24 protein-coding genes, 1 tRNA gene and 1 pseudogene are annotated in these 26,609 nt (G+C 71.7%); 17 read left to right on the top strand and 9 right to left on the bottom strand.

From position 1 onward, the window contains the following. Positions 1-131: 131 nt before the first annotated feature. From ACZ4Z1_RS01985 to ACZ4Z1_RS01975, 3 genes are all read right to left on the bottom strand, one after another. Positions 132-872: a DUF4097 family beta strand repeat-containing protein gene (locus ACZ4Z1_RS01985; protein ID WP_468484620.1), complete on the bottom strand. Its 741-nt coding sequence runs from the start codon at positions 870-872 to the stop codon at positions 132-134. A gap of 230 nt (positions 873-1,102) precedes the next feature. Further along, positions 1,103-2,215 (bottom strand): ABC transporter substrate-binding protein, encoded by a 1,113-nt coding sequence (locus tag ACZ4Z1_RS01980; protein WP_468484619.1) that lies wholly within the window; start codon positions 2,213-2,215, stop codon positions 1,103-1,105. A gap of 325 nt (positions 2,216-2,540) precedes the next feature. Then, the gene (locus tag ACZ4Z1_RS01975; protein WP_468484618.1) at positions 2,541-3,446 is read right to left on the bottom strand and encodes a sigma-70 family RNA polymerase sigma factor; all 906 of its coding nucleotides are present in this window, start codon (positions 3,444-3,446) and stop codon (positions 2,541-2,543) included. 137 nt (positions 3,447-3,583) lie between these two features. Here ACZ4Z1_RS01975 and ACZ4Z1_RS01970 point away from each other — a divergent pair, with 137 nt between their 5' ends. Next, positions 3,584-4,069, top strand: a complete 486-nt coding sequence (locus ACZ4Z1_RS01970) for a carboxymuconolactone decarboxylase family protein (protein ID WP_468484853.1) — start codon at positions 3,584-3,586, stop codon at positions 4,067-4,069. Between the two features lie 76 nt (positions 4,070-4,145). On the opposite strand, the gene ACZ4Z1_RS01965 is transcribed toward ACZ4Z1_RS01970, so the two are convergent. After that, the gene (locus ACZ4Z1_RS01965; RefSeq protein ID WP_468484617.1) at positions 4,146-4,778 is read right to left on the bottom strand and encodes an AAA family ATPase; all 633 of its coding nucleotides are present in this window, start codon (positions 4,776-4,778) and stop codon (positions 4,146-4,148) included. Between the two features lie 120 nt (positions 4,779-4,898). Then, entirely contained in the window at positions 4,899-6,122 is a 1,224-nt protein-coding gene (locus ACZ4Z1_RS01960; protein ID WP_468484616.1) for a beta-ketoacyl-[acyl-carrier-protein] synthase family protein, read from the bottom strand. A gap of 398 nt (positions 6,123-6,520) precedes the next feature. On the opposite strand from ACZ4Z1_RS01960, the gene ACZ4Z1_RS01955 reads away from it, so the two are divergent. Both ACZ4Z1_RS01955 and ACZ4Z1_RS01950 read left to right on the top strand, forming a co-directional pair. Next, positions 6,521-8,743: an NADP-dependent isocitrate dehydrogenase gene (locus ACZ4Z1_RS01955; RefSeq protein WP_468484615.1), complete on the top strand. Its 2,223-nt coding sequence runs from the start codon at positions 6,521-6,523 to the stop codon at positions 8,741-8,743. Between the two features lie 634 nt (positions 8,744-9,377). Then, positions 9,378-9,899, top strand: a complete 522-nt coding sequence (locus tag ACZ4Z1_RS01950) for a response regulator transcription factor (protein ID WP_468484614.1) — start codon at positions 9,378-9,380, stop codon at positions 9,897-9,899. Positions 9,900-9,982: 83 nt separating this feature from the next. On the opposite strand, the gene ACZ4Z1_RS01945 is transcribed toward ACZ4Z1_RS01950, so the two are convergent. Beyond that, the gene (locus ACZ4Z1_RS01945) at positions 9,983-11,095 is read right to left on the bottom strand and encodes an FAD-dependent oxidoreductase (RefSeq protein ID WP_468484613.1); all 1,113 of its coding nucleotides are present in this window, start codon (positions 11,093-11,095) and stop codon (positions 9,983-9,985) included. Between the two features lie 129 nt (positions 11,096-11,224). On the opposite strand from ACZ4Z1_RS01945, the gene ACZ4Z1_RS01940 reads away from it, so the two are divergent. After that, positions 11,225-11,851, top strand: coding sequence for a TetR/AcrR family transcriptional regulator (locus ACZ4Z1_RS01940; RefSeq protein ID WP_468484612.1), 627 nt, complete (start codon positions 11,225-11,227; stop codon positions 11,849-11,851). Between the two features lie 52 nt (positions 11,852-11,903). Here the strand turns inward: ACZ4Z1_RS01940 and ACZ4Z1_RS01935 are convergent, their stop codons facing one another. Continuing rightward, complete coding sequence (locus tag ACZ4Z1_RS01935) at positions 11,904-12,704, bottom strand: LysR family substrate-binding domain-containing protein (RefSeq protein WP_468484611.1); 801 nt, start codon at positions 12,702-12,704, stop codon at positions 11,904-11,906. A gap of 58 nt (positions 12,705-12,762) precedes the next feature. Here ACZ4Z1_RS01935 and ACZ4Z1_RS01930 point away from each other — a divergent pair, with 58 nt between their 5' ends. The 4 genes from ACZ4Z1_RS01930 (at position 12,763) to ACZ4Z1_RS01915 (ending at position 15,684) form a co-directional block, all read left to right on the top strand. Then, positions 12,763-13,167, top strand: a complete 405-nt coding sequence (locus ACZ4Z1_RS01930; RefSeq protein WP_468484610.1) for a DUF5997 family protein — start codon at positions 12,763-12,765, stop codon at positions 13,165-13,167. A gap of 276 nt (positions 13,168-13,443) precedes the next feature. After that, positions 13,444-13,764 (top strand): hypothetical protein, encoded by a 321-nt coding sequence (locus ACZ4Z1_RS01925; protein WP_468484609.1) that lies wholly within the window; start codon positions 13,444-13,446, stop codon positions 13,762-13,764. Between the two features lie 240 nt (positions 13,765-14,004). Next, positions 14,005-14,676, top strand: coding sequence for a HEAT repeat domain-containing protein (locus ACZ4Z1_RS01920; RefSeq protein WP_468484608.1), 672 nt, complete (start codon positions 14,005-14,007; stop codon positions 14,674-14,676). A gap of 3 nt (positions 14,677-14,679) precedes the next feature. Continuing rightward, the gene (locus tag ACZ4Z1_RS01915; RefSeq protein WP_468484607.1) at positions 14,680-15,684 is read left to right on the top strand and encodes a MerR family transcriptional regulator; all 1,005 of its coding nucleotides are present in this window, start codon (positions 14,680-14,682) and stop codon (positions 15,682-15,684) included. 131 nt (positions 15,685-15,815) lie between these two features. Here ACZ4Z1_RS01915 and ACZ4Z1_RS01910 read toward each other — a convergent pair. Then, a pseudogene (locus tag ACZ4Z1_RS01910) lies at positions 15,816-15,977 on the bottom strand (VOC family protein); the annotation flags it as partial. A 492-nt stretch (positions 15,978-16,469) separates the two neighbouring features. Between ACZ4Z1_RS01910 and ACZ4Z1_RS01905 the strand changes: the two are divergent. The 7 genes from ACZ4Z1_RS01905 to ACZ4Z1_RS01875 all read left to right on the top strand — a co-directional run bounded on the left by ACZ4Z1_RS01905 (position 16,470) and on the right by ACZ4Z1_RS01875 (position 24,180). Continuing rightward, on the top strand, positions 16,470-17,594 hold the full coding sequence (locus tag ACZ4Z1_RS01905; protein WP_468484606.1) for a PLL family lectin: 1,125 nt from the start codon (positions 16,470-16,472) through the stop codon (positions 17,592-17,594). A gap of 365 nt (positions 17,595-17,959) precedes the next feature. After that, complete coding sequence (argC, locus tag ACZ4Z1_RS01900) at positions 17,960-18,988, top strand: N-acetyl-gamma-glutamyl-phosphate reductase (RefSeq protein WP_468484605.1); 1,029 nt, start codon at positions 17,960-17,962, stop codon at positions 18,986-18,988. After that, positions 18,985-20,139, top strand: a complete 1,155-nt coding sequence (argJ, locus tag ACZ4Z1_RS01895; protein WP_468484604.1) for a bifunctional glutamate N-acetyltransferase/amino-acid acetyltransferase ArgJ — start codon at positions 18,985-18,987, stop codon at positions 20,137-20,139. Before argC ends, argJ begins: the two co-directional genes overlap by 4 nt. Then, positions 20,136-21,125, top strand: a complete 990-nt coding sequence (gene argB, locus ACZ4Z1_RS01890; RefSeq protein WP_468484603.1) for an acetylglutamate kinase — start codon at positions 20,136-20,138, stop codon at positions 21,123-21,125. Before argJ ends, argB begins: the two co-directional genes overlap by 4 nt. Further along, complete coding sequence (locus tag ACZ4Z1_RS01885) at positions 21,122-22,378, top strand: acetylornithine transaminase (RefSeq protein ID WP_468484602.1); 1,257 nt, start codon at positions 21,122-21,124, stop codon at positions 22,376-22,378. Before argB ends, ACZ4Z1_RS01885 begins: the two co-directional genes overlap by 4 nt. Positions 22,379-22,386: 8 nt before the next feature. Then, positions 22,387-22,929, top strand: coding sequence for an arginine repressor (locus tag ACZ4Z1_RS01880; protein ID WP_030999552.1), 543 nt, complete (start codon positions 22,387-22,389; stop codon positions 22,927-22,929). An 81-nt stretch (positions 22,930-23,010) separates the two neighbouring features. Next, the gene (locus ACZ4Z1_RS01875; protein ID WP_468484601.1) at positions 23,011-24,180 is read left to right on the top strand and encodes a metal-dependent hydrolase family protein; all 1,170 of its coding nucleotides are present in this window, start codon (positions 23,011-23,013) and stop codon (positions 24,178-24,180) included. A 430-nt stretch (positions 24,181-24,610) separates the two neighbouring features. On the opposite strand, the gene ACZ4Z1_RS01870 is transcribed toward ACZ4Z1_RS01875, so the two are convergent. Further along, positions 24,611-24,684 (bottom strand) — tRNA-Pro (locus ACZ4Z1_RS01870). A 161-nt stretch (positions 24,685-24,845) separates the two neighbouring features. On the opposite strand from ACZ4Z1_RS01870, the gene ACZ4Z1_RS01865 reads away from it, so the two are divergent. Then, complete coding sequence (locus ACZ4Z1_RS01865) at positions 24,846-25,211, top strand: DUF488 domain-containing protein (protein WP_468484600.1); 366 nt, start codon at positions 24,846-24,848, stop codon at positions 25,209-25,211. A gap of 147 nt (positions 25,212-25,358) precedes the next feature. After that, positions 25,359-26,552 carry an argininosuccinate synthase gene (locus tag ACZ4Z1_RS01860; protein ID WP_468484599.1) on the top strand — a complete coding sequence of 398 codons (1,194 nt, stop codon included), beginning with the start codon at positions 25,359-25,361 and terminating at the stop codon, positions 26,550-26,552. Positions 26,553-26,609 lie beyond the last annotated feature (57 nt).

Here is a 26,609-nt window from a genome sequence, read left to right as displayed (position 1 = left end):
CTGACCCCATAACGGGGGCGGGCGCCCGCGCTTCAGCGACCCCGGGCGCCCGCACGCCCCCCGACCCGCGCCTCCCCCTGCACCCCGCACTCCGTCCCCGCCCCCCCGCAGATGTCACGCCGAGCCCCGACTCACCCCTCCTCGACCGTGATGGCGCCGTTGGCCGTGGTGAGGTCGAGCCGGTACGCGCCGGCCGGGTCGTTGGGTACGCCCAGGGTCTTGTCGCCGTTGTCGGTTTCGGCGGTTATTCGGTAGCGGTCGCGCCGACCGGTCGGCACGGTGAGGCTGATCGCTCCGTTCGACGTCTCGGCCTGCACGTTCTGCGGCGTCTGCGCGACGAGGTCGATCGCGCCGTTGCTGGTCCGTGCCCGTATCCCGTCCCCCTTCAGACCGCGCCCGTGGATCCGCCCGTTGGACGTACGGACGTCCACCGCGCCGCTCACCCCGTTCAGATTCACCGCGCCGGAGCTGGTGGTCACCCGTACCGAACCGACCTCCGCGAGGTCCACCGCGCCGGCCGAGGTCTTGCCCGTCACCGCGAGGCCCGCCGGCACGTCGACCGTGTAGTGGACCGAGCAGTCGTCCCCGCAACCGCCGAGCACCAGCACACCGTTCTCCACGCGGTGGCTCGCCTGCTCGGGCCGGTCGCCCCGGTACCGGAGCTCACGGTGGACGGACACCGTGCCGAGGGACTTCTTGCCGCGCAGGGTGAGGCCACCGGAACCGCTGTCCAGACGTACGGACGTGATGTCGGCGGAGAGCTTGGTGTCGTCCTCGTACGTGGAGCGGTCCATGAGCCCGCACGCGCCCAATGCGCTCACAGCGACACCGGTCAGCGCAACGGCCGCGAGGACACGGAGATGACAACGCACGGTTTCCCCCTGGTGCAGTGCATGGTGCGCCGCACACAGGCCGCGTGTGCGATGCGGATCGCCGCGCCTCCCAGCGCGGTGATCTTCAGGTTAGAGCGGCACCCACTGCCGCGAACATGGGGAAAACCCCAGGTTCCACCTGCGGAACTCCACAGTGCCAACACAACGGCAGCCCGCCGCAAGAGCGCAGCGGACCCGGGGCATTCGGGCCCGGGCCGCCGCGCGCCGTCTCAGCCGGCGTGCAGGACCCGGAAGCGATCGGGATCCGCCGGGTCCCGGTCGACGACTTGGACCGGCGGCCAGGCCCACTGCCGAACGGTGATGCCCGACGTGCGGGAGAACCGGATCCGCCCGCGGGTGCCTTCGACCGCGACGCGCGGCCAGGATCCGGCGATGCGCGCCCGGTCCGTGCCGTGGGACCGCAGGACATCGGCGAGGACGGTGATCGTGTCGTAGCCCTCGAAGGCGACGAAGGAGGGCGCTTCGGCCAGCCGTTCGCGGAGGGCCGCCTCGACTCGCACGCCGAGTGGGCCGAGGCGCTCGGGCAGGTAGCGCAAGAACGGAATCCCGGCGCTGTCGTCGCCCAGCGACGCCGCCCATTCGGCGAACTCCGGTTGCCCGGCCGGAGCACCGATCATGACCCCGGCGAGGTGCGGGTCGCGGCGGACGGACCTGACGACCGACACGGCCGGCTCCGGGTGGCCGACCAGGAGAAGGAGGGCTGTCGCGCGATGGCCGGCGAGTGCGTCGCACACGGCCGTGGGGGTGAGCGCGCTCATGTCGAGTTCGATGACGGTGCCGCCGCGTGGAGCGAGGTGCTCGCGCAGAATGCGGGTCCCGGATGCCCAGTAGACGCTCGGCTGGGTTGCCACGGCGATGCGGCGGTGGCCCGCGCCGAGGAGGAAGTCCGCGAAGATCCGCCAGCCGCGGGACTGCGCCGGGGCGAGGCGTGCGACCCACTCCGTCGGCTGTCCGGTGAGCTCGTCGAGTACCGCCGACGAGCAGAGGAACGGCACACCGAGGGCATCGGCCCTGGTGGCGGCGGCGCGGGCGACGACGCTGTGGTACTCACCCGCCACGGCGGCCACGCCCTGGCGAGCCCATTCCTCCACGGCCGCCGCGGCCCTCTGCGGATCAGCCGCGGTGTCCCGGACCACCAGCTCAAGCGGCCGTCCGACGATCCCGCCGGCGTCGTTGACCTCGCGAACGGCCAGCTCGAACCCGGCGAGCAAGTGCCGGCCCGCACCGACCCAGCCAGGCTGCGACAGCGGAACGAGAACACCGATCCGCACGGGTGCCCCGTCGGTCCGCTCCGCTCCAAGCGGCGTTGGTGGCGTATTCATGCGGTGGCGTCTCCCGTGTGACGGTGCGGTCGCGGTCTGCCCGTATCGCGGTGGGGCGAGGCCGCCCGGCAGTACGCGTGCGTCTCACCGCACCGTGGCGGGCGTACGTGGGCGACCCTGCCGGGCATTGCATCCACCACCATCGCCGACAGGCAACCGGATATCGTGTCGCTGAGCTGCCAGGCTGCCGTCTCCAGGCGGTAAGGTCCCGCCGCTCTCCGGAAGTTGCGAAGAGTCGCCACCCGGTCCCCGGCCCCCGGCCGACGAGCCAGGTCTCCTCGTCGCCGGAGCCGGGCCGGAAGCGCGCCACGCCTTCCTCAACCCCTCACGCCCCGAATTCCGTCAGATCCAGCCCCCGCAGCCGCTCCGGATCGGCCAGAATGTCGATCGCGACGACCTTCCCGCCCGCGACCGTCAGGCCCATCACCGACACCGGCACCCCGTCCGCGACCGTCACGACGCCCGCGGCGCCGTTCACCAGCGCGTGCCGCGCCCCGTGCGCGGACCGCTGGAAGGCGAGCGCCCGGCCGGCCACCTCCCGCGCTCCGCGGACCGTCCTGGTCAGCCCCGGGAAGCCGGCACCCGTGTCGGCGCGGAGCACCACGTCCGGATCGAGGACCGCGAGCAGCCCCTCGAAGTCACCGTCGCGTGCGGCGGCGAGGAAGGCGTCGACCACCTCACGCTGCCGGGCGAGGTCGGCGTCCGGCGCGGCGGCCGCGCTCCGTACCCGGCGGCGGGCCCGGCTGGCGAGCTGCCGGGCCGCGGCCGGGGTGCGCCCGACGACGGGCCCGATCTCGTCGAAGGGCACCGCAAACATGTCGTGCAGGACGAACGCGAGACGTTCGGCGGGGGCCAGCGCCTGGAGCACCACCAGCAGGGCGAGCCCGACCGCGTCGGCCAGCAGCGCCTGGTGCTCCGGGTCGGCCCCGTCCGTGCCGCTGCCGCCGCTGGTGACGCCGCCGATGACGGGGTCGGGCACCCGTACGTCGAACGGCTCCTCGCCACGCGCCGTACGCGTCCGCAGCAGATCCAGGCACACCCGGCCGACGACGGTCGTCAGCCACCCGCCGAGATTCGCCACGCCGCTGACGTCGGAGCGGCTGAGCCGCAACCAGGCCTCCTGCACGGCGTCGTCCGCCTCGCTCAGCGAACCGAGCATCCGGTACGCCACCGCCCGCAGGTGCGCCCGGTGCTCCTCGAAGCGCTCCGCCAGAACATCCTTCTCGTCCACCTGTCACATTCTCCCGTCGTGTTCCGTCAGAGCGATGACGAACCGATGCGCCTCGATGTGACAGACCGCCGTACCGGCCGGTGTGCCGGATCGGCGCGAGAGAAGGACAGGAGCCCACCGTGCAGGAAGCACAGCACATGGACAACACCCAGGCCCCGCAGGCGTCCGTACAGGCACGGATCCCGAACCCGGCGCTGCTCCTCCCCGGTGTCATGGACCCGGTCCTCGCCATCCTGAAGGCGGTGAAGAAGGCCGGTGTCCCGCAGACGACGCTCGATCTGGTCCACCTGCGGGCGAGCCAGATCAACGGATGCAGCTTCTGCATGCACGGTGGCACGCTCCAGGCCCAGAAGGCCGGTGAACGCGACGAGCGGCTGCACACCGTGGCGGCCTGGGCCGACACCCCCTTCTTCACCCCGGCCGAGCGCGCCGCGCTGGGGCTCACCGAGGCCGTCACCCGGCTCGGCGACCGTACCGACCCGGTACCGGACGCGGTCTGGAACCAGGCCGCGGCGCACTACGACGAGCGGCAGCTCGCCGCCCTGGTCCTCATGATCGGCATGACGAACTTCTTCAACCGCGTCAACGTCACCACCCGGCAGGTAGCGGGCACGGCCTGGTGACGGCGCCCGGTGTGCCGCCCCGACGGGCGGCACACCGGGCGCGCGCAAGCGCAGGTTCCCGAGCCCGCCCCGTCAGTCAGTCGAAGCGGATGTGCTTGAGACTCGTCCACGTACGGCGCAGCCGCCCCCGCAGCGCACCGTCGGTGTCGGGGGCCAGTTCCAGTCCGGCCGAAGCGGCGATGTGGTCGGCGACCTGCGCGACCGTACGCCGGTCGGTCCACACGTGATCGGCGAACTCCGGCCCGCGCAGCCGCTCCAGACAGTGGTCCAGCTTCGCCACGGCGAAACTCTCCCGCCGCAACGGGGTGTCCTTGCCGGCGACGAACCCCACGAAGTGCCCGAAGCCGCGCTCCCGCAGCCGTCGCAGCACGGTCCGCCGGTCGGCGAGCAGCGCGAAGTGCCGGACGTCGTGGCCGCGGTCCCGCAGTCGGCCGACGATCTCGTGGAAGTACGCGGGTTCCACGAGCGTCATCGGGGCGATCACCGTGCCGGGGTGCTCGGTCAGGGCCAGGTCGAGCACCTCGTGGACGCCCTGCCGCCAGGCCGGCAGGTCCTGGAAGTCGCCGCGCAGGGCCGGCGGCGTCATCCGCCGCAGTCCGAAGCCGACGTGCTCGGGGTCGCAGATGACGCTGCCGGGCAGCCGGCGCTGGATCTCGTGCGCGGTCTGCGTCTTGCCGCCGCCGAAAGGGCCGTTGATCCACAGGAGCATGGACGGCACTCTACGAGGACGGGCCCGGCGAGGGGAGGGCGGAACCGGCGGACGCCGGGGCTCGCTCCGGCAGCGAAGCACCACGCGCCCCCTGCGAAGCCCCCGAGAAGAACCCCGCCCTCAGGGTGCCGTCGTGAACACCAGACACGCGTTGTGCCCGCCGAACCCGAACGCGTTGGTCAGGGCGGAGGACAGGGCACCCTTCCGCGGCTCGCCCGTGACGACATCGAGGCCCACCTCGGGGTCGAGGGTGTCGACATTCCGTGTCGCGGGGACGATCCCGTCACGTACGGCGAGGATCGCGGCCAGCGCGCCGGTCGCGCCGGCCGCCCCGAAGAGATGGCCGGTCATCGACTTGGTCGCGGTGACGGACGGGTGGGTGCCGACGGCCTCGGTGATCGATTGGGCCTCCGCGAGGTCTCCCTTGGGCGTGGACGTCGCATGGGCGTGCACATGACTGATGTCGCGCGGGGACAGTCCGGCGGCGGACAGGGCCAGCCGCATCGCGCGGACCTGGCCCTCGGGGTGGGCGGCCGTGATGTGGTGGGCGTCCGAGGTGACGCCCGCGCCCGCGAGGGTGGCGTGCGCGCGGGCCGCGCGGGCGGCGGCGAACCCGGCACGCTCCAGGACGATCACGGCCGACCCCTCGCCGATCACGAAGCCGTCCCGGTCGGCATCGAACGGGCGGGACGCCAGATGAGGCTCGTCGTTGCGCGTCGAGTGCGCCCTGGCCTGGGCGAACCCTGCCATCGGCAGGGGGTGGACACAGGCTTCGGCACCGCCCGCCACGACCACGTCGGCCCGGCCGAGACGGATCAGGTCCAGGCCCATGGCGATGGCCTCGGCCCCCGAGGCGCAGGCGCTCACCGGGGTGTGCGCGCCGCCGCGCGCTCCCAGTTCGATGCTGACCCAGGCGGCGGGGCCGTTCGCCATCAGCATCGGAACGGTGTGCGGGGACACCTTCCGTACGCCGGAGGTCTCCAGCACGTCGTCCTGGCCGAGCAGGGTGAGCGCGCCGCCCGTACCCGTACCGATCACCACGGCCAGCCGCTCCGGATCGACGGCCGGCGCGCCCGCGTCCGCCCACGCCTCGCGGGCCGCGACGAGCGCGACCTGCTCGCACCGGTCCATACGCCGGGCCTGCACACGGTCCAGGACCGTGCCCGGCTCGACCGCGAGCCGGCCCGCGATCCGTACGGGCAGACCGGCCGCCCACTCCTCCTCGACGGCGCTGATGCCGGACCGCCCGGCCAGCATGGCGTCCCAGGTCGAGGCGGCGTCGCCGCCCAGCGGCGTGGTGGCTCCGATGCCGGTGACCACCACGTCCTCGGTGACAGTACGCATGAGACGAACCCCCTTTGTCGGATGGAGACAACTCCCCGGGCCGGGTCCGGCGGGGGAGTGATCAACTTGTTGCCCACCCTGCCAGGTGGTTACCGGAGTGACAGGTGACTGCTTCCACGGAGTTGGATGGGATGAGTTTGTGGGGAGCCGACAAGCGGGCTGTTCGTCGGGATGGTACGTACGCGTCGCCGCAAACCGGGAAGTGATGGAGAGGGGCGACGCAGCGGCCGGAAGCCGGCCGGGGAAGGGGCAGGTCGTGCCGAGAGGCAATGCCGACAGGCAATCCCGGCCGACAACACCGACAAGCGCCCCCGACGGACCAGGGCCCTTCCTGAGAGGACCCGATCACGAGATATCTTGATGTCGAGCAATGTTGCAGACGTGGAGCGGAGCACCCGGTGACTGACTCGACCATCATCTACACACACACTGACGAGGCCCCGGCCCTGGCGACGTATTCGTTCCTGCCGGTGATCGAGGCCTACGCCTCGACGGCCGGGGTCGCGGTGCAGAGCCGTGACATCTCGCTGGCGGGCCGCATCATCGCCGGCTTCCCGGAGTGGCTCCAGGAGGACCAGCGCATCGACGACGCCCTCGCCGAACTCGGCGAGCTGGCGAAGACGCCCGAGGCCAACATCATCAAGCTGCCGAACATCTCGGCATCCATCCCGCAGCTGAAGGCGGCCGTCGCCGAGCTGCAGGAGCAGGGTTACGCGCTGCCGGACTACCCGGACGACCCGAAGACCGACGAGGAGCGCGACATCCGCGCCCGCTACGACAAGGTCAAGGGCAGCGCCGTCAACCCGGTGCTGCGCGAGGGCAACTCCGACCGCCGCGCCCCCGCCTCGGTCAAGAACTACGCCAAGGCCAACCCGCACCGGATGGGAGCCTGGTCGGCCGACTCGAAGACCAACGTCGCGCACATGACCGGCGACGACTTCCGCTCCACCGAGAAGTCCACGGTCATCGCCGAGGACGGCACGCTGCGCATCGAGCTGGCTGGCGACGACGGCTCGACCACCGTCCTGCGCGAGTCGGTACCGGTCCTCGCGGGCGAGGTCGTGGACGCGTCGGTCATGCGCGTCGCGGTGCTGCGCGAGTTCCTGAAGGAGCAGGTCGCGCGCGCCAAGGCCGAGGGCGTGCTGTTCTCGGTGCACCTCAAGGCCACGATGATGAAGGTCTCCGACCCGATCATCTTCGGTCACGTGGTGCGCGCCTTCTTCCCGAAGACCTTCGCCCAGTACGGTGACGTGCTCGCCAAGGCCGGCCTGACCCCGAACGACGGTCTGGGCGGCATCTGGAAGGGCCTGGAGTCGCTGCCCCAGGGCGAGGAGATCAAGGCGTCCTTCGACGCGGAGCTGGCCGAGGGCCCCGACCTGGCGATGGTCGACTCCCACCGGGGCATCACCAACCTGCACGTCCCGAGCGACGTCATCGTGGACGCCTCCATGCCGGCCATGATCCGCACTTCGGGCCACATGTGGAACAAGGACGACCAGGAGCAGGACGCCCTGGCCGTCATCCCGGACAGCAGCTACGCCGGCATCTACCAGGCCGTCATCGACGACTGCAAGGCCAACGGCGCGTACGACCCGTCGACCATGGGCTCGGTGCCGAACGTCGGCCTGATGGCGCAGAAGGCCGAGGAGTACGGCAGCCACGACAAGACCTTCGAGATCGCCACCACCGGCACGGTGCGGGTCCTCGACCAGGACGGCAACGCGGTCCTGGAGCAGACGGTCGCCACCGGCGACATCTTCCGCATGTGCCAGACCAAGGACGTGCCGATCCGCGACTGGGTGAAGCTGGCCGTCACCCGCGCCCGTGCGACCGGCGACCCGGCCGTGTTCTGGCTGGACGAGGGCCGCGCGCACGACGCCAACCTCATCGCCAAGGTCAAGCAGTACCTCCCGGAGCACGACACCGAGGGCCTGCGGATCGAGATCATGTCCCCGGTCGAGGCGACCAAGTTCTCGGTCGAGCGCATCCGCCGCGGCGAGAACACCATCTCCGTCACCGGCAACGTGCTGCGTGACTACCTCACCGACCTGTTCCCGATCCTGGAGCTCGGCACCAGCGCCAAGATGCTCTCGGTGGTGCCGCTCATCAACGGCGGCGGCCTCTTCGAGACCGGCGCCGGCGGCTCCGCGCCCAAGCACGTCCAGCAGCTGGTCAAGGAGAACTACCTGCGCTGGGACAGCCTGGGCGAGTTCCTCGCGCTCGCGGTGAGCTTCGAGCACCTCGCGCAGAAGACCGGCAACGCGCGCGCCCAGATCCTCGCGGACACCCTGGACCGCGCAACCGGCACGTTCCTCGCCGAGAACAAGTCGCCCAGCCGCAAGCTGGGCGGTATCGACAACCGCGGCAGCCACTTCTACCTGGCCCTGTACTGGGCCCAGGAGCTGGCCCGGCAGACCGAGGACGCGCAGCTCGCGCAGTCCTTCGCGGCCCTCGCGGCGACGCTGGCCGAGCAGGAGCAGACCATCGTCGACGAGCTGATCGCCGTCCAGGGCAAGCCGGCCGACATCGGCGGTTACTACCAGCCCGCGGTGGCCAAGGCCGCGGCCGTCATGCGCCCGTCGCAGACGTTCAACCAGGCACTCGCCACCCTCGGCAGCTGATACGGCACCGGCGGACAGGCGTTCCGTCCGCCGATGCCCTGCGCCGTCAGCGACGGGTGCGCCCCGGCTGGCACTTCCGCCCGGCCGGGGCGCACCCGTGTCCGTACGGCATTTCCCGGCGGCCCCTACCCGTAGTACTTCGGAGCTACGCGGCAGATGCCCTCCCCGGCGGGACGCCGACCACGTGACACGGTCCGTCCCTTCCGTGGTGAAGCGCGCGCTGCGCTCAGAACGGAAGGCCCCCGGGAGGAGACCGTGCACGGTGCTCAAGGTTCAGCGTGTGGGGGACGACGGGGCGGTGCCCGAACAGGACGAACGGGGCTCAAGAAGCGGCTGCTGACGGCCGTACGGGCGGCGTCACGCGCGCTGTGTGACGACCTGGTGAGGGGAGCCGTCCGGCCGCTGCCACCGGGGGAGCGGCCGGGCTGGCTGATCCGGCAGCCGCTCATCGTGGTCCTGCTGCTGTACTGCGCGGTGATCTTCAGTGTGTTCGGCATCAACCACCTCGCCTTCGCCCCGGATTACCACCTCGCCATGGGGTACGAAGTGACCGCCGTCCTGCCCACCGAACCGGCTGAACCGCCGGCCCGCCCCACCGCCCCGCAGCTTCCCCCGGCCCCGCCGAGGCCACCCCATGACGACCATCCGCGTGCTCATCGCCGACGACCGGGTCATGGTCCGTCAGGGACTCACGGTGCTGCTCGACGCCGAACCCGTCATCGAGGTCGCCGGCCAGGCGGTGGACGGCCTCGACGAGTACGTGTACGAGGCGCTGCGCGCCGGCGCGTCCGGCTTCCTGCTCAAGGACGCCTCGGCCGCCGAACTCGCCCAGGCCGTCCGCGTGGTGGCGGCCGGCGACGCGCTGCTCGCGCCGAACATCACCGAACGCCTGATAGCCGAGTTCTCCCGCATGGCCGGCCCGCCCCGCGTGCCCCTCAAGGACCGCGTCGGCGACCTGACGGAACGCGAGACCGAAGTCCTCTCCCCGGTCGCCCAGGGCCTGTCGAACGCGGAGATCGCGGACCGCCTGGTGGTCGCCGAACAGACTGTGAAGGCCCATGTCAGCCGCGTCCTGGTCAAACTCGGGCTGCGCGACCGTACGCAGGCGGCGGTCTTCGCGGACGAGACGGGGCTGATCCGGCCGACGGGGTACTGACGGCCGCGGCCGGCCGCCGAAGCCACCGGCAGACCTCGACAGCTCCCGGCCGGACGCCCGCTGCCCCCGGTCCCGGGCATCACCTACGGCACCAGGTGCTTCAGCCCCTCCGCGCACCTCTTGGCCAACTCGGAGGACCGGGGCAGCATCAGTTCCTCGTAGGCACGCACGGCGTCATCCACCCGCTCCTCGCCGACCAGCGCCTGCGCCAGGTCGGCGCCGTCGAGCAACGCGTGGTTGACGCCCACGCCGAGAGGCGGCATCAGGTGCGCGGCGTCACCCAGCAACGTGACGCCCGGAACGTGCTCCCAGACGTGCGGTACGGGCAGCGCGAACAGCGGCCGGCGGGCGAAATCGTGATCACCGTTCAGCACGGCGTACCGCAGGCCCTCGGCCCACCCGTCGAGCCTCCGGGAGAGGTACGCACGCGTCGCCGCCGAATCGTCGGGGTCCAGCCCGGCGGCCGTGTGCCAGTCCTGCGGAGCCCGGAACGCCACGTACGTACGGATGTGACCGTTGCTGTTCCGCTGGGCGAACAGGTGCGTCGAGTCGGACCCCGCCACCAGCGTGCCCGGACCGACCAGCTCCGCCAGGCCGGGATGGCGTACGTCGCTGTCGTCGAAGCCGGTCTCGACGAACGTGACACCCGTGTACGCGGGCAGGGCGTCCGAGACGGCCGGGCGGACCCGTGACCAGGCGCCGTCGGCACCGACGACCAGGTCGAAGTCCTCGGTGGTGCCGTCCGCGAACACCAGGCGGCAGGCGCCGTCGCCGAGCGGCCGGGCGCTGCTGACGGCGTGCCCCCAGCGGACCGTCCCCGGTGCGAGCGAGTCCAGCAGCAGCCCCCGCAGCTGCCCCCGGTCGATCTCCGGCCGGTCCTCCTCGGCCGCGCCCTCGTCCCCGGGGGGCCACTCCTGTGCCATGGCGGCCGCGGTGGCGTGGTCCACCTTCCGCCACTCCTGGCCCTCGGGGCGGGACAGGGTGTGGAACCGGTCGAGCAGTCCCGCCGCGCGCAGAGCCGCCTGGCCCGTGTCCGGGTGCAGGTCGAGCGAGCCGCCCTGCGGGCGGGCGCCGAAGGCCGCTTCGCGCTCGAAGACGGTGACGGAAACGCCGTGGAGCTGTAGCACACGGGCACAGACCAGGCCGCCGGGGCCCGCGCCGACGATCGCGACACGGGCCGCACGGGTGAGGTTCATGGGTCCCCCTCCAGGGGTGCACGGAACGCCGGACCGAACGCCCGGCGCCACACCAAAAAAAGCACACCCACTAAAAAAGCGCAACGACTAAACCTTCGAACTCGATACACCGCAAGGTAGGCTGCACCCGTGACCGAACCCGCTCCCCGCATCGAGCCCCCCGCGCCCCCGAGGGCCGACGCCCCCGTCGGCCGCCGCGAACGCAAGAAGGCCCAGACACGCAAGGCGCTGGCCGACGCCGCCCTGCGGCTCTTCCTGGAACGCGGCTACGAGCAGGTCGGCGTCAAGGAGATCGCCGACGCCGCCGACGTCTCGGTGACGACCCTGTTCAAACACTTCGCCGGCAAGGAAGCGCTCGTCTTCGACCAGGACGACGACATCGAGGCCGCCCTCGTCGCCGCCGTACGCGACCGGGCCCCCGGCCAGTCGGTCCTCCAGGCCCTGCGCGAATACGTCCTGCTCACCGAGGAACACGCCGCGCACCACGACTTCTCCGCCTTCAGCCGCATGGTGGCCGACACCCCGGCGCTACGCGAGTACGCCCAGCGCATGTGGATGCGCCACGAAACAGCCCTGGCCCGCGCCATCGCCCAGGAGGTCGGCGCCCCCGAGGACGACGTCACCTGCGCCGCCCTGGCCCACTTCGCCCTCGCCTCCCGCACCCTCACCGACCAGCGTCCCGCGCCCCGCCGGGCCACCGAAGAAATCTTCGCCCTGCTGGAGCGGGGGTGGGAGGCGGTCCGCCCGGGAGGCTGACGGCACGCCGCGGCGGAGCCGCGAGCCGGCGTCCCGCCCGGGCCGGCGCTGATTACGACCGGCGGCCGGGCTTCCCGCGCCGGGCGCCCTTCGCGGCCCCCGAGCCGCCGCGCGGACTCCTCGTGCCCTTCCCGGCCGGTTTGCCGGCCGTGGGCTTCTGCCGGGCACCGGACTTGCCCGCGTTCCCGGACTTCGGCCGGGCCTGAGCCCGGGCCTTGCTATCAGCCTGCTCCTGGGGCCGGCTGCGGCCACGGGTGCTGTTGACGGTCCGGCCGCGGACGATGCCGATGAAGTCCTCGACCAGGTCGGTGGTCCGCTCCTCCGGCCACGCCAGCGCGACCTGGGACTGAGGGGCGTCCGTCAGCGTCCGGTACTTGAGATCCTTGCGGTGGTGCAGCCGGGCCAGCGACTGCGGAACGACCAGCAGGCCGATGCCCGCCGCCACCAGCTCGATCGCGTCCGCCGTCGTCGCGGGCCGCTCGAACGCGGGCTGCCCCGGCGGACGCTCCCAGCCGAGGGTGTCGTCCAGGGGATGCAGCACGATCTCGTCGGCCAGATCCTCGGTGGAGACCTCGTCGGCCGCCGTGAAGAGGTGGTCCTTCGGGACCACGACCACCGTCGTCTCCGTATAGAGCGGAATCGCGCTGAAGAACGTCCGGTCGACCGGCAGCCGTACGAAACCCGCGTCGGCGCCGCCGTCCCGCAGCACGTCGCACGCCTCGGCGGGGGGCGTCGCGACCAGCTCCAGCGGGACGTCGGGCAGCCGCTCGTTCCAGATACGCACCCACTTGGTGGGCGTCACCCCCGGGACGTACGCGAGCCGGAACGAGAGGGTTTCTTCCGAGCCTGTCACTCCGCCAGGTTACCGGTCGTGGTCAGAGGTGGCGCACACGATCGATACCCTTGACATCATGACGTCGCACCAGAACACCCAGACGATGAAACCCGCGACCGCGGCCAAGAAGCTGGGTGTGTACCTCGAAGCCACCCCCGCCGCATTCCAGGAGGGTGTCGTCTCGCGCGCCGAGCTGAACGCGCTGCAGACCGATCCGCCCGAGTGGCTCCGGGACCTGCGGCGCGACGGCCCGCACCCGCGCCCCGTCGTGGCGGCCAAGCTGGGCGTCTCCATCTCGGGCCTCGCCCGCGGCGGAATCACCGAGGCACTGACCACGGAGCAGATCGACGCGCTGAAGGCGGAGTCCCCCGAGTGGCTGCAGAAGGAGCGCGCCACCCAGGCCGAGGTCCGCAAGGAGACTGTGCGGATCAAGGAGAAGCACAAGGCGGAGCAGGCGAAGCGCGAGCAGCAGGGCGCCTGACGGCGCGGGACCGGTAACCTCCCGCCGGGCCGCAGTGCCGGGGCCGGGGCGGACGGGCGGCCCCGCACACTCTGCTCCGCCACGGGCCCGCACGCCCGGTCACGCGCCCACCCCGTAGGCCTCGCCGGCCCCGGAAGCGAACCGGGAATCCACGAAGTGCGCCGGAACTCTGGTGCCCCTTCGTTGACACCGGTAACTTTCGGCAGAGAGGTGGCCCCACCGGGGCACCGGAACACAGGGGGAAGAATGCGCAAGCTCGCTGTATCCGCCGCAAGTGTGTCTCTCGCCGTGGGAGCTCTCGGGCTCACCATGGCTCCCGCCGCCACCGCGGCGACGCCCTGTCCGTCCGGAGCGGTCTGCATCCGCGAGACGAACGGCAGCATCCTGAGCAAGAACATCTTCTACAGCTACGGCGCCCACAACCTGTCGAACGTCACCGGTAACCGGGTGATCGTCAACAACCAGACGGGCGGCGCCGGGTTCCAGTTCTGCTACGGGTACAACGGCACGGGCGGCTGCTCCGTCGTGATGCGCGGCGTGGGCGAGTCCGCGCCGTACAACATGACGCCGATCAACTCGGTCGTGCTCGTACGGTAAGTGCCACCGAGGCCGGTGCCGGGGCTGTACGGGTCGCATCCGTCCTCTTCACGGGTGCGGCCCGCCCCTTTTTTGACGTCGGGCCCACACCATCCCGGCGTACCGCCACAGCGCCCGCGCGTGGACATCACCCGCGAACGTCGATCCCCGCCGGACACGGAAGTGCCCGAGCCGCAGCAGGCCCCGTTTGACCTTGACACAGTGACAAGGCCTTCACTGCTTGCCGAGGAGGTGGTCTCGATGACGATCACGAGGCAGGACACGGACGCGCTGCGCGTGCTCCAAGGGCTGGAGGACCGCCGTTCGTCCGTGCGGCTGCGGGCCGCTCTGGCGGCCGGCGCGATGCCCGGCCCGCGCTTCGTCGACAAGCTCGTCGAGCGATGCGCGATCGAACCCGAGTTCTTCGTCCGCGACATGCTGACCTGGGCACTCGCCCGCCACCCGGTGTCCATGACGCTCCCCGTGCTGGTCCGCGAAGTGCGCTCGGAGCGCCCGCAGGCACGGAGCCAGGCACTGCACACGCTGTCCAAGATCGGGGACCGGCAGGCGTGGCCGGCGATCACCCCGGCGCTGCTGTCCGACGCCGACGACGAGGTCGCGCGGAGCGCCTGGCGGGCCGCGGTCGTGCTCGTACCGGAAGGCGAGGAGCCCGCCCTGGCCACCGCACTGGCGGCGCAGCTCGGGCGCGGCGGGCGGGAGACGCAGCTGAGCCTCAGCCGGGCGCTGATCGCGCTGGGCGAAGTGATGGTGCCGGCGCTGCGTGACGCGACGACGGCCCCCGACCCGCACGTGCGCGCGCACGCGCTCGCCACCCAACGGCTGCTGCGCGACCCGGCTGCCGGATTCGAGTTCGCGATCGAGGAGGCGAAGCGCGTCGTGGCCCTCGGCGCGTCCGGCCACGGGGGACAATAGGGCGTGTTGATCGGTGAGGTGGCGCGACGGTCCGGGGTCAGTGCCCGCATGCTGCGGCATTACGAGTCGCTCGGCCTGGTGCGCCCTTCGGGACGTACGGGCTCCGGCTACCGGGAGTACTCCGGCGAGGACGTCCGGCGGATCTTCCACATCGAGAGCCTGCGGTCGCTGGGGCTGTCGCTGCGGGAGATCGGGCGCGCGCTCGACGACCCCGGCTTCACGCCCTCGGCGCTCGTCGACGACCTCATCCGTCAGACACGCGAACGCATCGCGGCGGAGACCGAACTGCTCACACGGCTGCGCCGGATCGATGCCGCGGACCCCGACGGCTGGGAGGACGTCCTCCAAGTCGTCGCGCTCCTCCAGGCGCTGGGGTCCAAGAGCGCCGACGTGCGCCAGCGCGCGGCCCTCTCCTCGGCCGACGAGGTTCCGGTGCCGGTGGAGGCCCTGGTCGAGGCGGCACTGAGCGAGACGGAGCCGAACGTCGCCGGAGCCCTTCGCTGGGCGCTGGCGCGCTCGGACGACGGCGGCCCGGCCCTGCTGGCGGAGGGCCTAGGCTCACGGGTGGCCGCGGTGCGCGAACGTGCCGTTCAGTCCCTCGCCGAGATGCCCGGTGACGAGGCCACCGCGCAGCTGCGCAACGCTCTCGCCCACCCCGACGCCGTGGTCCGCGGGCACGCGGCTCTGGCGCTCGGGGCACGTGGACTGGCCGACGCGGTCCCCGCGCTCATCGACATGATCGTGGCGGGAAGGAACGACACCGATGCGGCCGACGCACTGAGCGTGCTGGCGAGCGACACCGCGACGGCGGACCGGATCGCGAGCAGGCTCGTCGACCGCCTCGCCCACGACACGACCGAAGCGCCGGCACGCGGACGGCTGACCCAGGCGCTGGCGGGCATCCCAGGAACGACGGCGACACACGCCCTCACGGAGCTGACGCAGGACGGCGACCGTGCCGTCGCGCTGACCGCGGCGTACCTTCTCCAGCTACGGGGCGTACGGTGACGGATCGCTCCCGGGGGACGGCCTACCCGGCCCGCGGGGCGGACGGGGAGCGGACCGGTCACCGTCCGGCCGTTGTGGCCGGCTCCACGCCAGGAAGGGCGAGGACGCAGAACTCGTGGCCCTCCGGGTCGGCCGGGCGCGACCGGATCCGGCCAGACGAAATCGCCGGCGGGTCCGACGCAGGTGGTCGCGCCGGGCCGGAAAACACTCCGGCCGAGCGCTTCCGCCCGTAACCGGCCGACCGCCGAGTCATCCAGGGCCTTCAAGTTCACCTGCACGGGTCGCAGCGCCATGCCGGCGATCCTGGTGTGACTGAGCGCTTGAGCCGGCCCTGTAGCGCTCCAGCTGAGGCCCGGCTGAGCGGCCGCAGTGGGCCGGAGGGAGCAACTGCCCTATGCGCCGCTGGTGGTGTGGTGTGACGTTCGGTCTTGGGCAGAGGAGTGTGGCCGATCTTTGGGTCGTGTGCTTGTCGAGTGCAGCCGCGTCGGCTTCCTCGCGCCGGAGGGCCACTGGGCTCATCGTCACGAAGGGTTCACCGACGGAAATGCACCATCTCGTCAGCGGTGTCCGGATCGCGCCCCTGGAATGTCGCTCTCCTCACTGCGCCGGTGACAGTCAGCAGGTGCGGTGCCAGAGTGTCCGCCGCAGCACCTGGCGGGGCTCCGGCCGGACCCTGTCCCTACGTCCTGGCAGCTGCCTCGTGCGGCGCCAGGCGCTCGGAGCACATCTCACCTCAGTATGCCCTGCCCGCGACGTGTCGGGTTCGAGGGCCGGAGAGGAATGACATGGGTTCATGGCACTGGAGCGACCAGCAGAAGCCCACCGGCACCATCGGGGTCCGGGCCACCGCAGGCGCCGTCACCATGAAGGACGACCCGCAGGCCGCACAGCGGCCCTACGTCTTCGTCCGCGGCTACGACTCACGGCTGCACGTCAACTGGTGGGACGGCAAGGCCTGGCACTGGAGTGACCAGGGAACCCCGCCCGGCCGTACCGTCCTTGAGAAGATCGGCGCAGTCACGGTCCAGGACAATGCGAGCGCGGCACAGCGCCCGTACGTCTTCGTCATCGGCGACGACTCGAAGCTGTACGTGAACTGGTGGGACGGCAACAAGTGGAACTGGAGCGCGCAGGGCGCGCCCAGCGGGCGTCTGGTCCGTGAGGGCGTCGGGGTCGTCTCCGTGCGGAACGACCCGAACGCGGCGCAGCGCCCGTACGTGTTCGTCCTCACCGACGACTTCCGGATGTGGGTCAACTGGTGGGACGGCAGCAAGTGGAACTGGAGCGACCAGGGCGCGCCGCCGAGCCGCGCCATCTTCCGCCCCCTGGGCGTCACCACCGTGCGCGACAACCCGAACGCCTTCACCCGCCCGTACGCCTTCGTCATCACCGACGACTCCCGCGTCTGGGTCAACTGGTGGGACGGCGGCAAGTGGAATTGGAGCGACCAGGGCACGCCGTCCGGGCAGCCGGTGAAGAAGGGCGCGGGCGTCATCAGCGCCCGGAACGACCGGAACGCCCCGGAGCGGCCCTACGCCTTCGTGCAGGGCTACGACTCGAAGTTGTACGTGAACTGGTGGGACGGCGGCAAGTGGAACTGGAGCGCGCAGGGCGCGCCCTCCGGGCGGCTCATCCTCGACTCCGTGGGCGTGGTCCTGAGGCAGAACGACCCCAACGCCTTCACCCGCCCGTACGCCTTCGTCATCGGTGACGACTCGAAGCTGTACGTGAACTGGTGGGACGGTTCGGCGTGGCACTGGGCCGCGCAGGACACACCGTCCGGCCGCATCGTCGAGCGGCCCGGTGAAGCAGTCACGCTTCAGGACACTCCGGACGCGAAGCAGCGGCCGTACGCGTTCGTCATCACCGACGACTCCGAGCTGTGGGTCAACTGGTGGTCGGAAGCGTAAACAGGGCGTCACGCGGCGGGCCGTGGGGCTGACCCCACGGCCCGCCGCTCTGCGTCTTCACCGAGGCGGCTCCCCGCAGTCGGCCAGGCCACCGGCGACCGCCGGACTGAATCTCACAGGGGCCGGCGACATCGTGCTCACTGGTGTCCACTGGAGCGATCAGCCGCCGCCGGCTCCCGGGGCGGCCCGTCACCTGGCGTCACTGCTTCAGAAAGGGCGGCAAGGGGCCAACTGCGACGCTCGGCCGGTCCGGCTGGAGCGCTAAGGAGCCGACTCAAGCGCTCAGTCACACCCAGGTTCACCCTCCCCACCATTGCATAACTCTGCCGACGCCCGTATAGTCATGCCCTCGAGGAGGAGGGTCCATGTCAGTACGGGCAGCAGTGGCCGGAGCGAGTGGCTATGCCGGGGGAGAGGTTCTGCGGCTGCTTCTGGGGCATCCGGAGGTCGAGGTCGGCGCGGTGACCGCGCACGGCAACGCGGGGCAGCGGCTCGGGGCGGTCCAGCCGCATCTGGTGCCGTTGGCCGGGCGGGAGCTGGTGGCCACCACGGCCGAGGCGCTGGCCGGGCACGACGTCGTCTTCCTCGCGTTGCCGCACGGGCAGTCCGCCGCGGTGGCCGAGGCGCTGGGGCCCGAGGTGCTCGTCGTGGACTGCGGCGCGGACTTCCGGCTGGCGGACGCCGCGGACTGGGAGAAGTTCTACGGTTCGCCGCACGCCGGCACCTGGCCGTACGGGCTCCCCGAGCTGCCCGGCGCCCGTGCGGCCCTGCGCGGGGCCCGGCGGATCGCGGTCCCGGGCTGCTACCCGACGGCCGTCTCGCTGGCCCTCTTCCCTGCGTACGCGGCGGGGCTCGCCGAGCCGGAGGCCGTCGTGGTCGCCGCCTCGGGCGCCTCCGGCGCGGGCAAGGCGCCCAAGCCGCACCTGCTGGGCAGCGAGGTGATGGGCTCGATGAGCCCGTACGGCGTGGGCGGGGTGCACCGGCACACGCCGGAGATGGCGCAGAACCTGAGTGCCGCGGCGGGGGAGCCGGTCACGGTCTCCTTCACGCCGACGCTCGCGCCCATGTCCCGCGGCATCCTCGCCACCTGTTCCGCCAAGGCCCGGCCCGGCGTGGACAGCGCCGGCCTGCGGGCCGTTTACGACAAGGCGCTGGGCGACGAGCCGTTCGTCCAGCTGCTCCCGGAGGGGCAGTGGCCGTCCACCGCGGCCGTGTACGGGTCGAACACCGTGCTGGTGCAGGTCGCCCACGACGCGGCGGCCGGCCGGATCGTCGTGGTCAGCGCCATCGACAACCTGACGAAGGGCACCGCCGGCGGCGCGGTGCAGAGCATGAACATCGCCCTGGGCCTCGACGAGGCCACCGGGCTCTCTACGATCGGAGTCGCACCGTGAGCGTCACGGCAGCCAAGGGTTTCTCGGCGGCGGGCATCGCCGCCGGGATCAAGGAGAACGGAAACCCGGACCTCGCCCTGGTGGTGAACAACGGTCCGCGACTGGCCGCCGCCGGCGTCTTCACCAGCAACCGCGTCAAGGCCGCCCCCGTGCTCTGGTCCGAGCAGGTCCTCAAGGGCGGCCGGGTCTCCGCCGTCGTCCTCAACTCCGGCGGCGCCAACGCCTGCACGGGCCCCGAGGGCTTCCAGGACACCCACGCCACCGCGGAGAAGGCCGCCGAGGTCCTCAAGGGGCACAGCGCGGGCGAGGTCGCCATCGCCTCCACGGGACTGATCGGCGTGCGACTGCCGATGGACAAGCTGCTGCCGGGCGTGGAGAAGGCCGCCGTCGAGCTGAGCGTGCACGGTGGGGAGAAGGCCGCCATCGCGATCAAGACCACGGACAGCGTGCACAAGACCGCGGTGGTCAGCGGGGACGGGTGGACGGTCGGCGGCATGGCCAAGGGCGCGGGCATGCTCGCGCCGGGACTGGCCACCATGCTCGTCGTCCTGACCACCGACGCCGACCTGGAGCCGCCGGTCCTGGACCGGGCGCTGCGCGACGCGACGCGGACCACCTTCGACCGGGTCGACTCGGACGGCTGCATGTCCACCAACGACACGGTGCTGCTGCTCGCCTCGGGCGCGTCCGGCGAGGTCCCGCAGTACGAGGCGTTCGCCGACGCGGTCCGCACGGTCTGCGACGACCTGGCGCGGCAGCTCATCGGGGACGCGGAGGGCGCCAGCAAGGACATCCGGATCGAGGTCGTCGGCGCGGCGAGCGAGGACGACGCGGTCGAGGTGGGCCGGTCCATCGCCCGGAACAACCTGCTCAAGTGCGCCATCCACGGTGAGGACCCGAACTGGGGGCGGGTGCTGTCCGCCATCGGCACCACCTCCGCCGTCTTCGACCCGGACCGGCTGAACGTCGCCATCAACGACGTATGGGTCTGCCGGAACGGCTCGGTGGGCGAGGACCGGGACCAGGTCGACATGCGCTACCGGGAGGTACGGATCACCGCCGACCTCAGCGCGGGCACCGAGTCCGCGGTGATCTGGGCCAACGACCTGACCGCCGATTACGTCCACGAGAACAGCGCGTACTCGTCATGAGCACCCGCAAGCACACCGCGCTGCCCAAGGCCCGCACCCTCATCGAGGCGCTGCCCTGGCTGACCCGCCACCACGGCAGGACCGTCGTCATCAAGTTCGGCGGCAACGCCATGGTCGACGAGGAGCTGAAGGCCGCCTTCGCGCAGGACGTGGTCTTCCTGCGGCACGCCGGACTGCGCCCGGTCGTCGTGCACGGCGGCGGTCCGCAGATCAGCGCCCAGCTGGACCGGCTGGGCCTGAAGTCGGAGTTCAAGGCCGGCCTGCGGGTCACCACGCCCGAGGCGATGGACGTCGTACGCATGGTCCTCGCCGGGCAGGTGCAGCGCGAACTCGTCGGGCTGCTCAACCAGCACGGCCCGCTCGCCGTCGGCATGACCGGCGAGGACGCCCATCTGATGACCGCCACCCGGCACTACGCCGAGGTCGACGGGGAGCGGGTGGACATCGGGCGGGTCGGCGAGGTCACCGCGATCGACCCCGGCGCCGTACAGGCCCTGCTGGACGACGGCCGCATCCCGGTCATCTCCTCCGTCGCCCGCAGCGCCGACGAGGGCGACGAAACCGGCGTCTTCAACGTCAACGCCGACACCGCGGCGGCGGCCCTGGCCGCGGCCCTCGGCGCCGAGACGCTGATGGTCCTGACCGATGTGGAGGGCCTGTACGAGGACTGGCCGCACAGCGACGAGGTGATCTCCCGGCTCACCGCCACCGAGCTGGAGAAGCTGCTGCCCGACCTGGCCAGCGGCATGGTGCCGAAGATGCGGGGCTGCCTGCACGCCGTACGCAACGGGGTGCACACCGCCCGGGTCATCGACGGCCGGGTCCAGCACTCGATCCTGCTGGAGATCTTCACCGACGAGGGCATCGGCACGATGGTCGTGCCGGACGAGCAGACAGACATCACGCACACCACAGGCGTCATCCGCAACACGAGCATCATCGACGCCGCGGGCAGCGGCGAGAGCGAGAAGGCGGGAGCGGCATGAGCGGCGCGGCCACGGGGACGACGACCTGCACCACGACCGGATCGGCGGTGTCCAACACCGCACTCACCGAGCGCTGGCAGGGCTCGATGATGGACAACTTCGGCACGCCGCGCGTCCCCCTCGTACGCGGCGAAGGCGTCCAGGTCTGGGACGCCGACGGCAACGGCTACCTCGACTTCCTCGGCGGCATCGCCGTCAACGCCCTCGGCCACGCGCACCCCGCCGTCGTACGCGCCGTCTCCGAGCAGATCGCCACGCTCGGGCACGTCTCCAACTTCTTCGTCGCCGAACCGACCGTCGCGCTGGCCGAACGGCTGCTGCGGATCGCCGGCCGCCCCGGAAGGGTCTACTTCTCCAACTCGGGCGCGGAGGCCAACGAGGCCGCCTTCAAGATCGGCCGGCTGACCGGGCGCCCGCGCATGGTCGCCACGGCCGGCGGTTTCCACGGCCGCACCATGGGCGCCCTCGCGCTCACCGGCCAGCCCGCCAAGCAGGACCCGTTCCGGCCGCTCCCCGGGGACGTCGACTTCGTCCCGTACGGGGACGTCGAAGCCCTGCGCGCCGCCGTCACCACCGACACCGCCCTGGTGATCATCGAGCCCGTCCAGGGCGAGAACGGTGTCGTCGTGCCCCCGGACGGCTACCTCGCCGCCGCCCGCGAGATCACCGAGGCCACCGGCACCCTGCTCGTCCTGGACGAGATCCAGACCGGCATCGGCCGTACGGGCCACTGGCTGGCGTCGCAGGCCCAGGGCGTCGAGGCGGACGTGATCACGCTCGCCAAGGGCCTCGGCGGCGGCCTGCCCATCGGCGCCACCCTCGCCTTCGGCCCGGCCGCCGGCCTGCTCACCCCCGGAACGCACGGCTCGACGTTCAGCGGCAACCCCGTCGTGTGCGCGGGCGCGCTCGCCGTACTGGACACGATCGCGGCCGACGGACTCCTCGACCACGTCAAGCGGGTGGGCGAGCGGCTGCGTGGCGGGATCGAGGCGTCGGCGCACCCGCTCGTCGGCCAGGTCCGCGGCGCGGGACTTCTCCTGGGTATCGTCTTGTCCGAGCCCGTCGCACCGCAGGTGCAGCGAGCGGCTCAGGACGCGGGCCTCCTGGTGAACGCGGTCGCGCCGGACGTCATCCGGCTCGCCCCGCCGCTGATCGTCTCGGACGACGAAGCGGATACGTTCCTCCGGAAGCTCCCCGCCGTCCTCGACGCGGCCCTCGCGGGGGCACACGGGGTACAACGATCCGGAGACTGACGACAACGATGACCGAGGCGCAGGACAACGAGACGCTGCACGGGGGGCCTGCCGTACCGCAGACCCGCACCGCCCGCCACCGCCGGATCGTGGACATCCTCAACCGGCAGGCCGTCCGCTCCCAGAGCCAGCTCGCCAAGCTGCTCGCCGACGACGGCCTGTCCGTCACCCAGGCCACCCTCTCCCGCGACCTGGACGAACTGGGCGCGGTGAAGATCCGCAACACCGGCGGTGAGCTGATCTACGCGGTACCGAGCGAGGGCGGCGACCGCAAACCGCGGGCGCCGCTGGGGGAGTCCGCCAAGGAGGAGCGGATGCGCCGGCTCTCCGGCGAACTCCTCATCTCCGCCGAGGCATCCGCCAACCTCGTGGTCCTGCGCACCCCGCCCGGCGCCGCCCAGTTCCTCGCCTCCGCCATCGACCAGGCCGAACTGCACGACATCCTCGGCACCATCGCCGGCGACGACACCCTGATGCTCATCAGCCGCGACCCGGCCGGCGGCCAGGCGCTCGCCGACCACCTGCTCAACCTGGCGCAGAAGGCACGCTGAGCCGCCCTGGACCTCCCGCCGTCCGGCGGCTGTACTGGGACCCCGTCCCGGCCGCGGCGGCCGGGCGGCACGGGAGGACGGATGCTGGCGGTACGCGCACGAGCACTGTTCGACGGGGTGGGCCCGGGACTGATCGAACGGCCCACCGTACTGATCGAGAACGGCCGGATCGCCGCCGTCCACCCCGGCGGGCCACCGCTCCTCGGCACCGAAATCCTCGACCTGGGCGCCGCCATCCTCCTCCCCGGTCTCATCGACACCCACACCCATCTCACCTTCGACGCGAGCGACGACGTCATCGGCCGGCTCACCGCCGCCGACGACGCCACCCTCCTGCAACGCATCCGGGCCGCCGCGCGAGCCTCCCTGTCCGCCGGGGTGACGACCGTACGAGACCTCGGCGACCGCGGCTACCTCACCCTGCGCCTGCGCGCGGAGACCGCCCGCGACCCGGCGGCGGGCCCGCACGTGGTCGCCTCCGGCCCGCCCCTCACCACCACTCGCGGCCACTGCTGGTTCCTCGGCGGCCAGGCGGAGGGCCTGGACGGCGTCCGCGCGGCCGTACGGGAACGGGCCGAACGCGGCGCCGACCTCGTCAAGGTCATGGTGACCGGCGGTGACCTCACCCCCGGCTCGGACCCGTACAGCGTGCAGTACGGACGCGACGAACTGTGCGCCATCGTCGACGAGGCCCACCGCCACGGCCTGCCCGTCACCGCCCACGCCCACGCCGTCTCCGGCATCCGCGAAGCGGTCGCAACCGGCTTCGACACCATCGAACACTGCTTCTTCCTCACCGAGACCGGCGTCGACTTCGACCGCCAGGTGATCGAGGAGATGACCCGCCGCGGCGTCACCGCCTCCCTCACCCTCGGCGCCCTCCCCGGCGGCCCGCCCCCACCGGCCCACATCGCCCGCCGCATCCCGTCCCTCATCACCGGCCTCGCCGCCCTCCGCGAGGCCGGCGTGACCATGGCCCTGGGCAGCGACTCCGGCATCTTCCCGGTCAAGGCCCACGGCAGCCACCCGTACGGCATCACCGCCATGGCCGACTTCGGCTTCCATCCCGTACAGGCCCTGCGGGCGGCGACCTCGACGGCGGCACGGGTATGCGGCGTGGGCGACCGCAAGGGCCGCGTCGCAGCGGGGTACGACGCGGACCTGGTCGCGGTGGGAGGTGATCCGCTGACGGACATCAAGGCGGTGCACGACGTGGTCGCGGTGATCCGGGGCGGAGCGAGGGTGGGGTGACGACGCCGCGTACGCGTGAGGGACCGCCGCAGTACGCCGCTGCAACCGGCCCCGCATGTGCTCGCGCGGGATCACCACGGTCAGCCGCTCGGGCCGCCGGCCCTGTCCCCATTCCGGTCGCAGCACCCACAGGGTCCCGCCCCGCACGTCTGTGACGATTCCGCGCCGGTGGGCCTCCTCGTCATGAACGAGGTCGCCCACCCACGGGGACCGGGACGGCGCCGTCGGGCATCTGCGTACGCCGGTACGGGAGAGGCCGCCGCGGCTCTGGCCGTAGCGCTCCCGCTCGTCCCCGACGCCGCCACGGTCGGCCGCCCGCACTCATGGAACGAGCTGCACGCCACGGCCGCCTCCCGCCATAAACGGGAAAACGATCGAGGGCCCTGTCCCACCGAAGTGAAACAAGGCCCTGACCTGCGACTCTCACGAGTCGGGACGACAGGATTTGAACCTGCGACCCCTTGACCCCCAGTCAAGTGCGCTACCAAGCTGCGCCACGTCCCGGTGCTCGCTTCGGCCGGGTTTCCCCGGTCGCGGCGTGCACAAGAAAAATACCCTGTACTGGCCTCTGAATCCAAAGCGGGGTCCCTGCGGGAGTGCAGAACGGTCGAAAAGGGGCGGGAAAGTGCCGCGCGGCGCCCGTGGGGGAGTGGTTGCATGGCGCCATGAGTGATCAGCGTGGAGAGATCCGGCAGGGCCGGGTGTATGAGGCGCCCGGGGCCGGGGACGGGGCGCGGGTCCTGGTCGACCGGTTGTGGCCGCGGGGGCTGTCGAAGGAGGCCGCGCGACTGGATGAGTGGTGCAAGGACGTGGCGCCTTCGAGGGAGCTGCGTGTCTGGTATGGGCACCGGGCCGAGCGGTACGAGGAGTTCGCCGAGCGGTACCGGCAGGAGCTGGCCGCTTCGCCGGCCGTCGAGGCGCTCGACGGGCTGCGGGAGCGGGTGGCGGCGGGGCCGCTGACGCTGCTGACCGCGACCAAGGACCTGGAGCTGAGCCATGTGACGGTGCTCGTGGAGGTTCTGGGGGAGTAGGGGGCGAAGCCTCTTGAGGGGCGCCTGACCTGCGCGGACGGCTTGTGTCGCCACGGTGGCTGCGCCATTCGGGTGGTGCGCGTTGACGAATCATGCGGTGGAGTGCATAGTTATACCCATCAGCGAATGCACCGTAAGGAGAAACCCGTGACCGAGCGCGTCGTACTCGCCTACTCGGGCGGCCTGGACACCTCCGTCGCCATCGGCTGGATCGCCGAGGAGACGGGCGCCGAGGTCATCGCCGTGGCTGTGGATGTCGGCCAGGGCGGTGAAGACCTGGATGTCATCCGTAAGCGCGCGCTCGCCTGCGGGGCGGTCGAGGCCGAGGTCGCGGATGCCAAGGACGAATTCGCGGACGAGTACTGCCTCCCGGCGATCAAGGCCAACGCGCTGTACATGGACCGGTACCCGCTGGTCTCCGCGCTGTCCCGGCCGACGATCGTCAAGCACCTGGTCGCCGCCGCCAAGAAGCACGGCGCGAGCACCGTCGCGCACGGCTGCACCGGCAAGGGCAACGACCAGGTGCGGTTCGAGGCCGGCATCTCCTCCCTCGCCCCCGATCTGCAGTGCATCGCCCCGGTCCGGGACTACGCGATGACGCGGGACAAGGCGATCGCGTTCTGCGAGAGCAAGAACCTGCCGATCACCACCACCAAGAAGTCGCCGTACTCGATCGACCAGAACGTCTTCGGGCGGGCTGTGGAGACCGGCTTCCTGGAGGACATCTGGAACGCGCCGATCGAGGACGTGTACGAGTACACCTCCAGCCCCGCCGCCCCGCGCGAGGCCGACGAGGTCGTCATCACCTTCAAGGAGGGCGTGCCGGTCGCGATCGACGGCAAGCCCGTCTCCGTCCTCCAGGCGATCCAGCAGCTGAACGAGCGGGCCGGCGCGCAGGGCATCGGCCGGATCGACATGGTCGAGGACCGGCTGGTCGGCATCAAGTCCCGTGAGGTCTACGAGGCGCCCGGCGCGATCGCGCTGATCACCGCCCACCAGGAGCTGGAGAGCGTCACCGTCGAACGCGAGCTGGCCCGGTACAAGCGGCAGGTCGAGCAGCGGTGGGGCGAGCTGGTGTACGACGGTCTGTGGTTCTCGCCGCTGAAGCGGGCCCTGGACGGGTTCGTCGAGGAGGCGAACCAGGCGGTCTCCGGTGACATCCGGATGACGTTGCACGGCGGGCGTGCGGTGGTCACCGGGCGGCGGTCCGAGCAGTCGCTGTACGACTTCAACCTGGCGACGTACGACACGGGGGACACCTTCGACCAGTCGCTGTCGAAGGGCTTCATCGAGATCTTCGGGATGTCGTCGAAGATCGCCGCCAAGCGGGACCTGGCGTAGGGACGGGATTCGTCCCGGGTCAGGGCGCTTCCCCGACTCCGTCCCCGGTGGCCGGTT

It is taken from the genome of Streptomyces sp. NPDC030165 (genome assembly GCF_055573595.1).
This window is presented reverse-complemented; position numbering and strand designations above follow the sequence as displayed.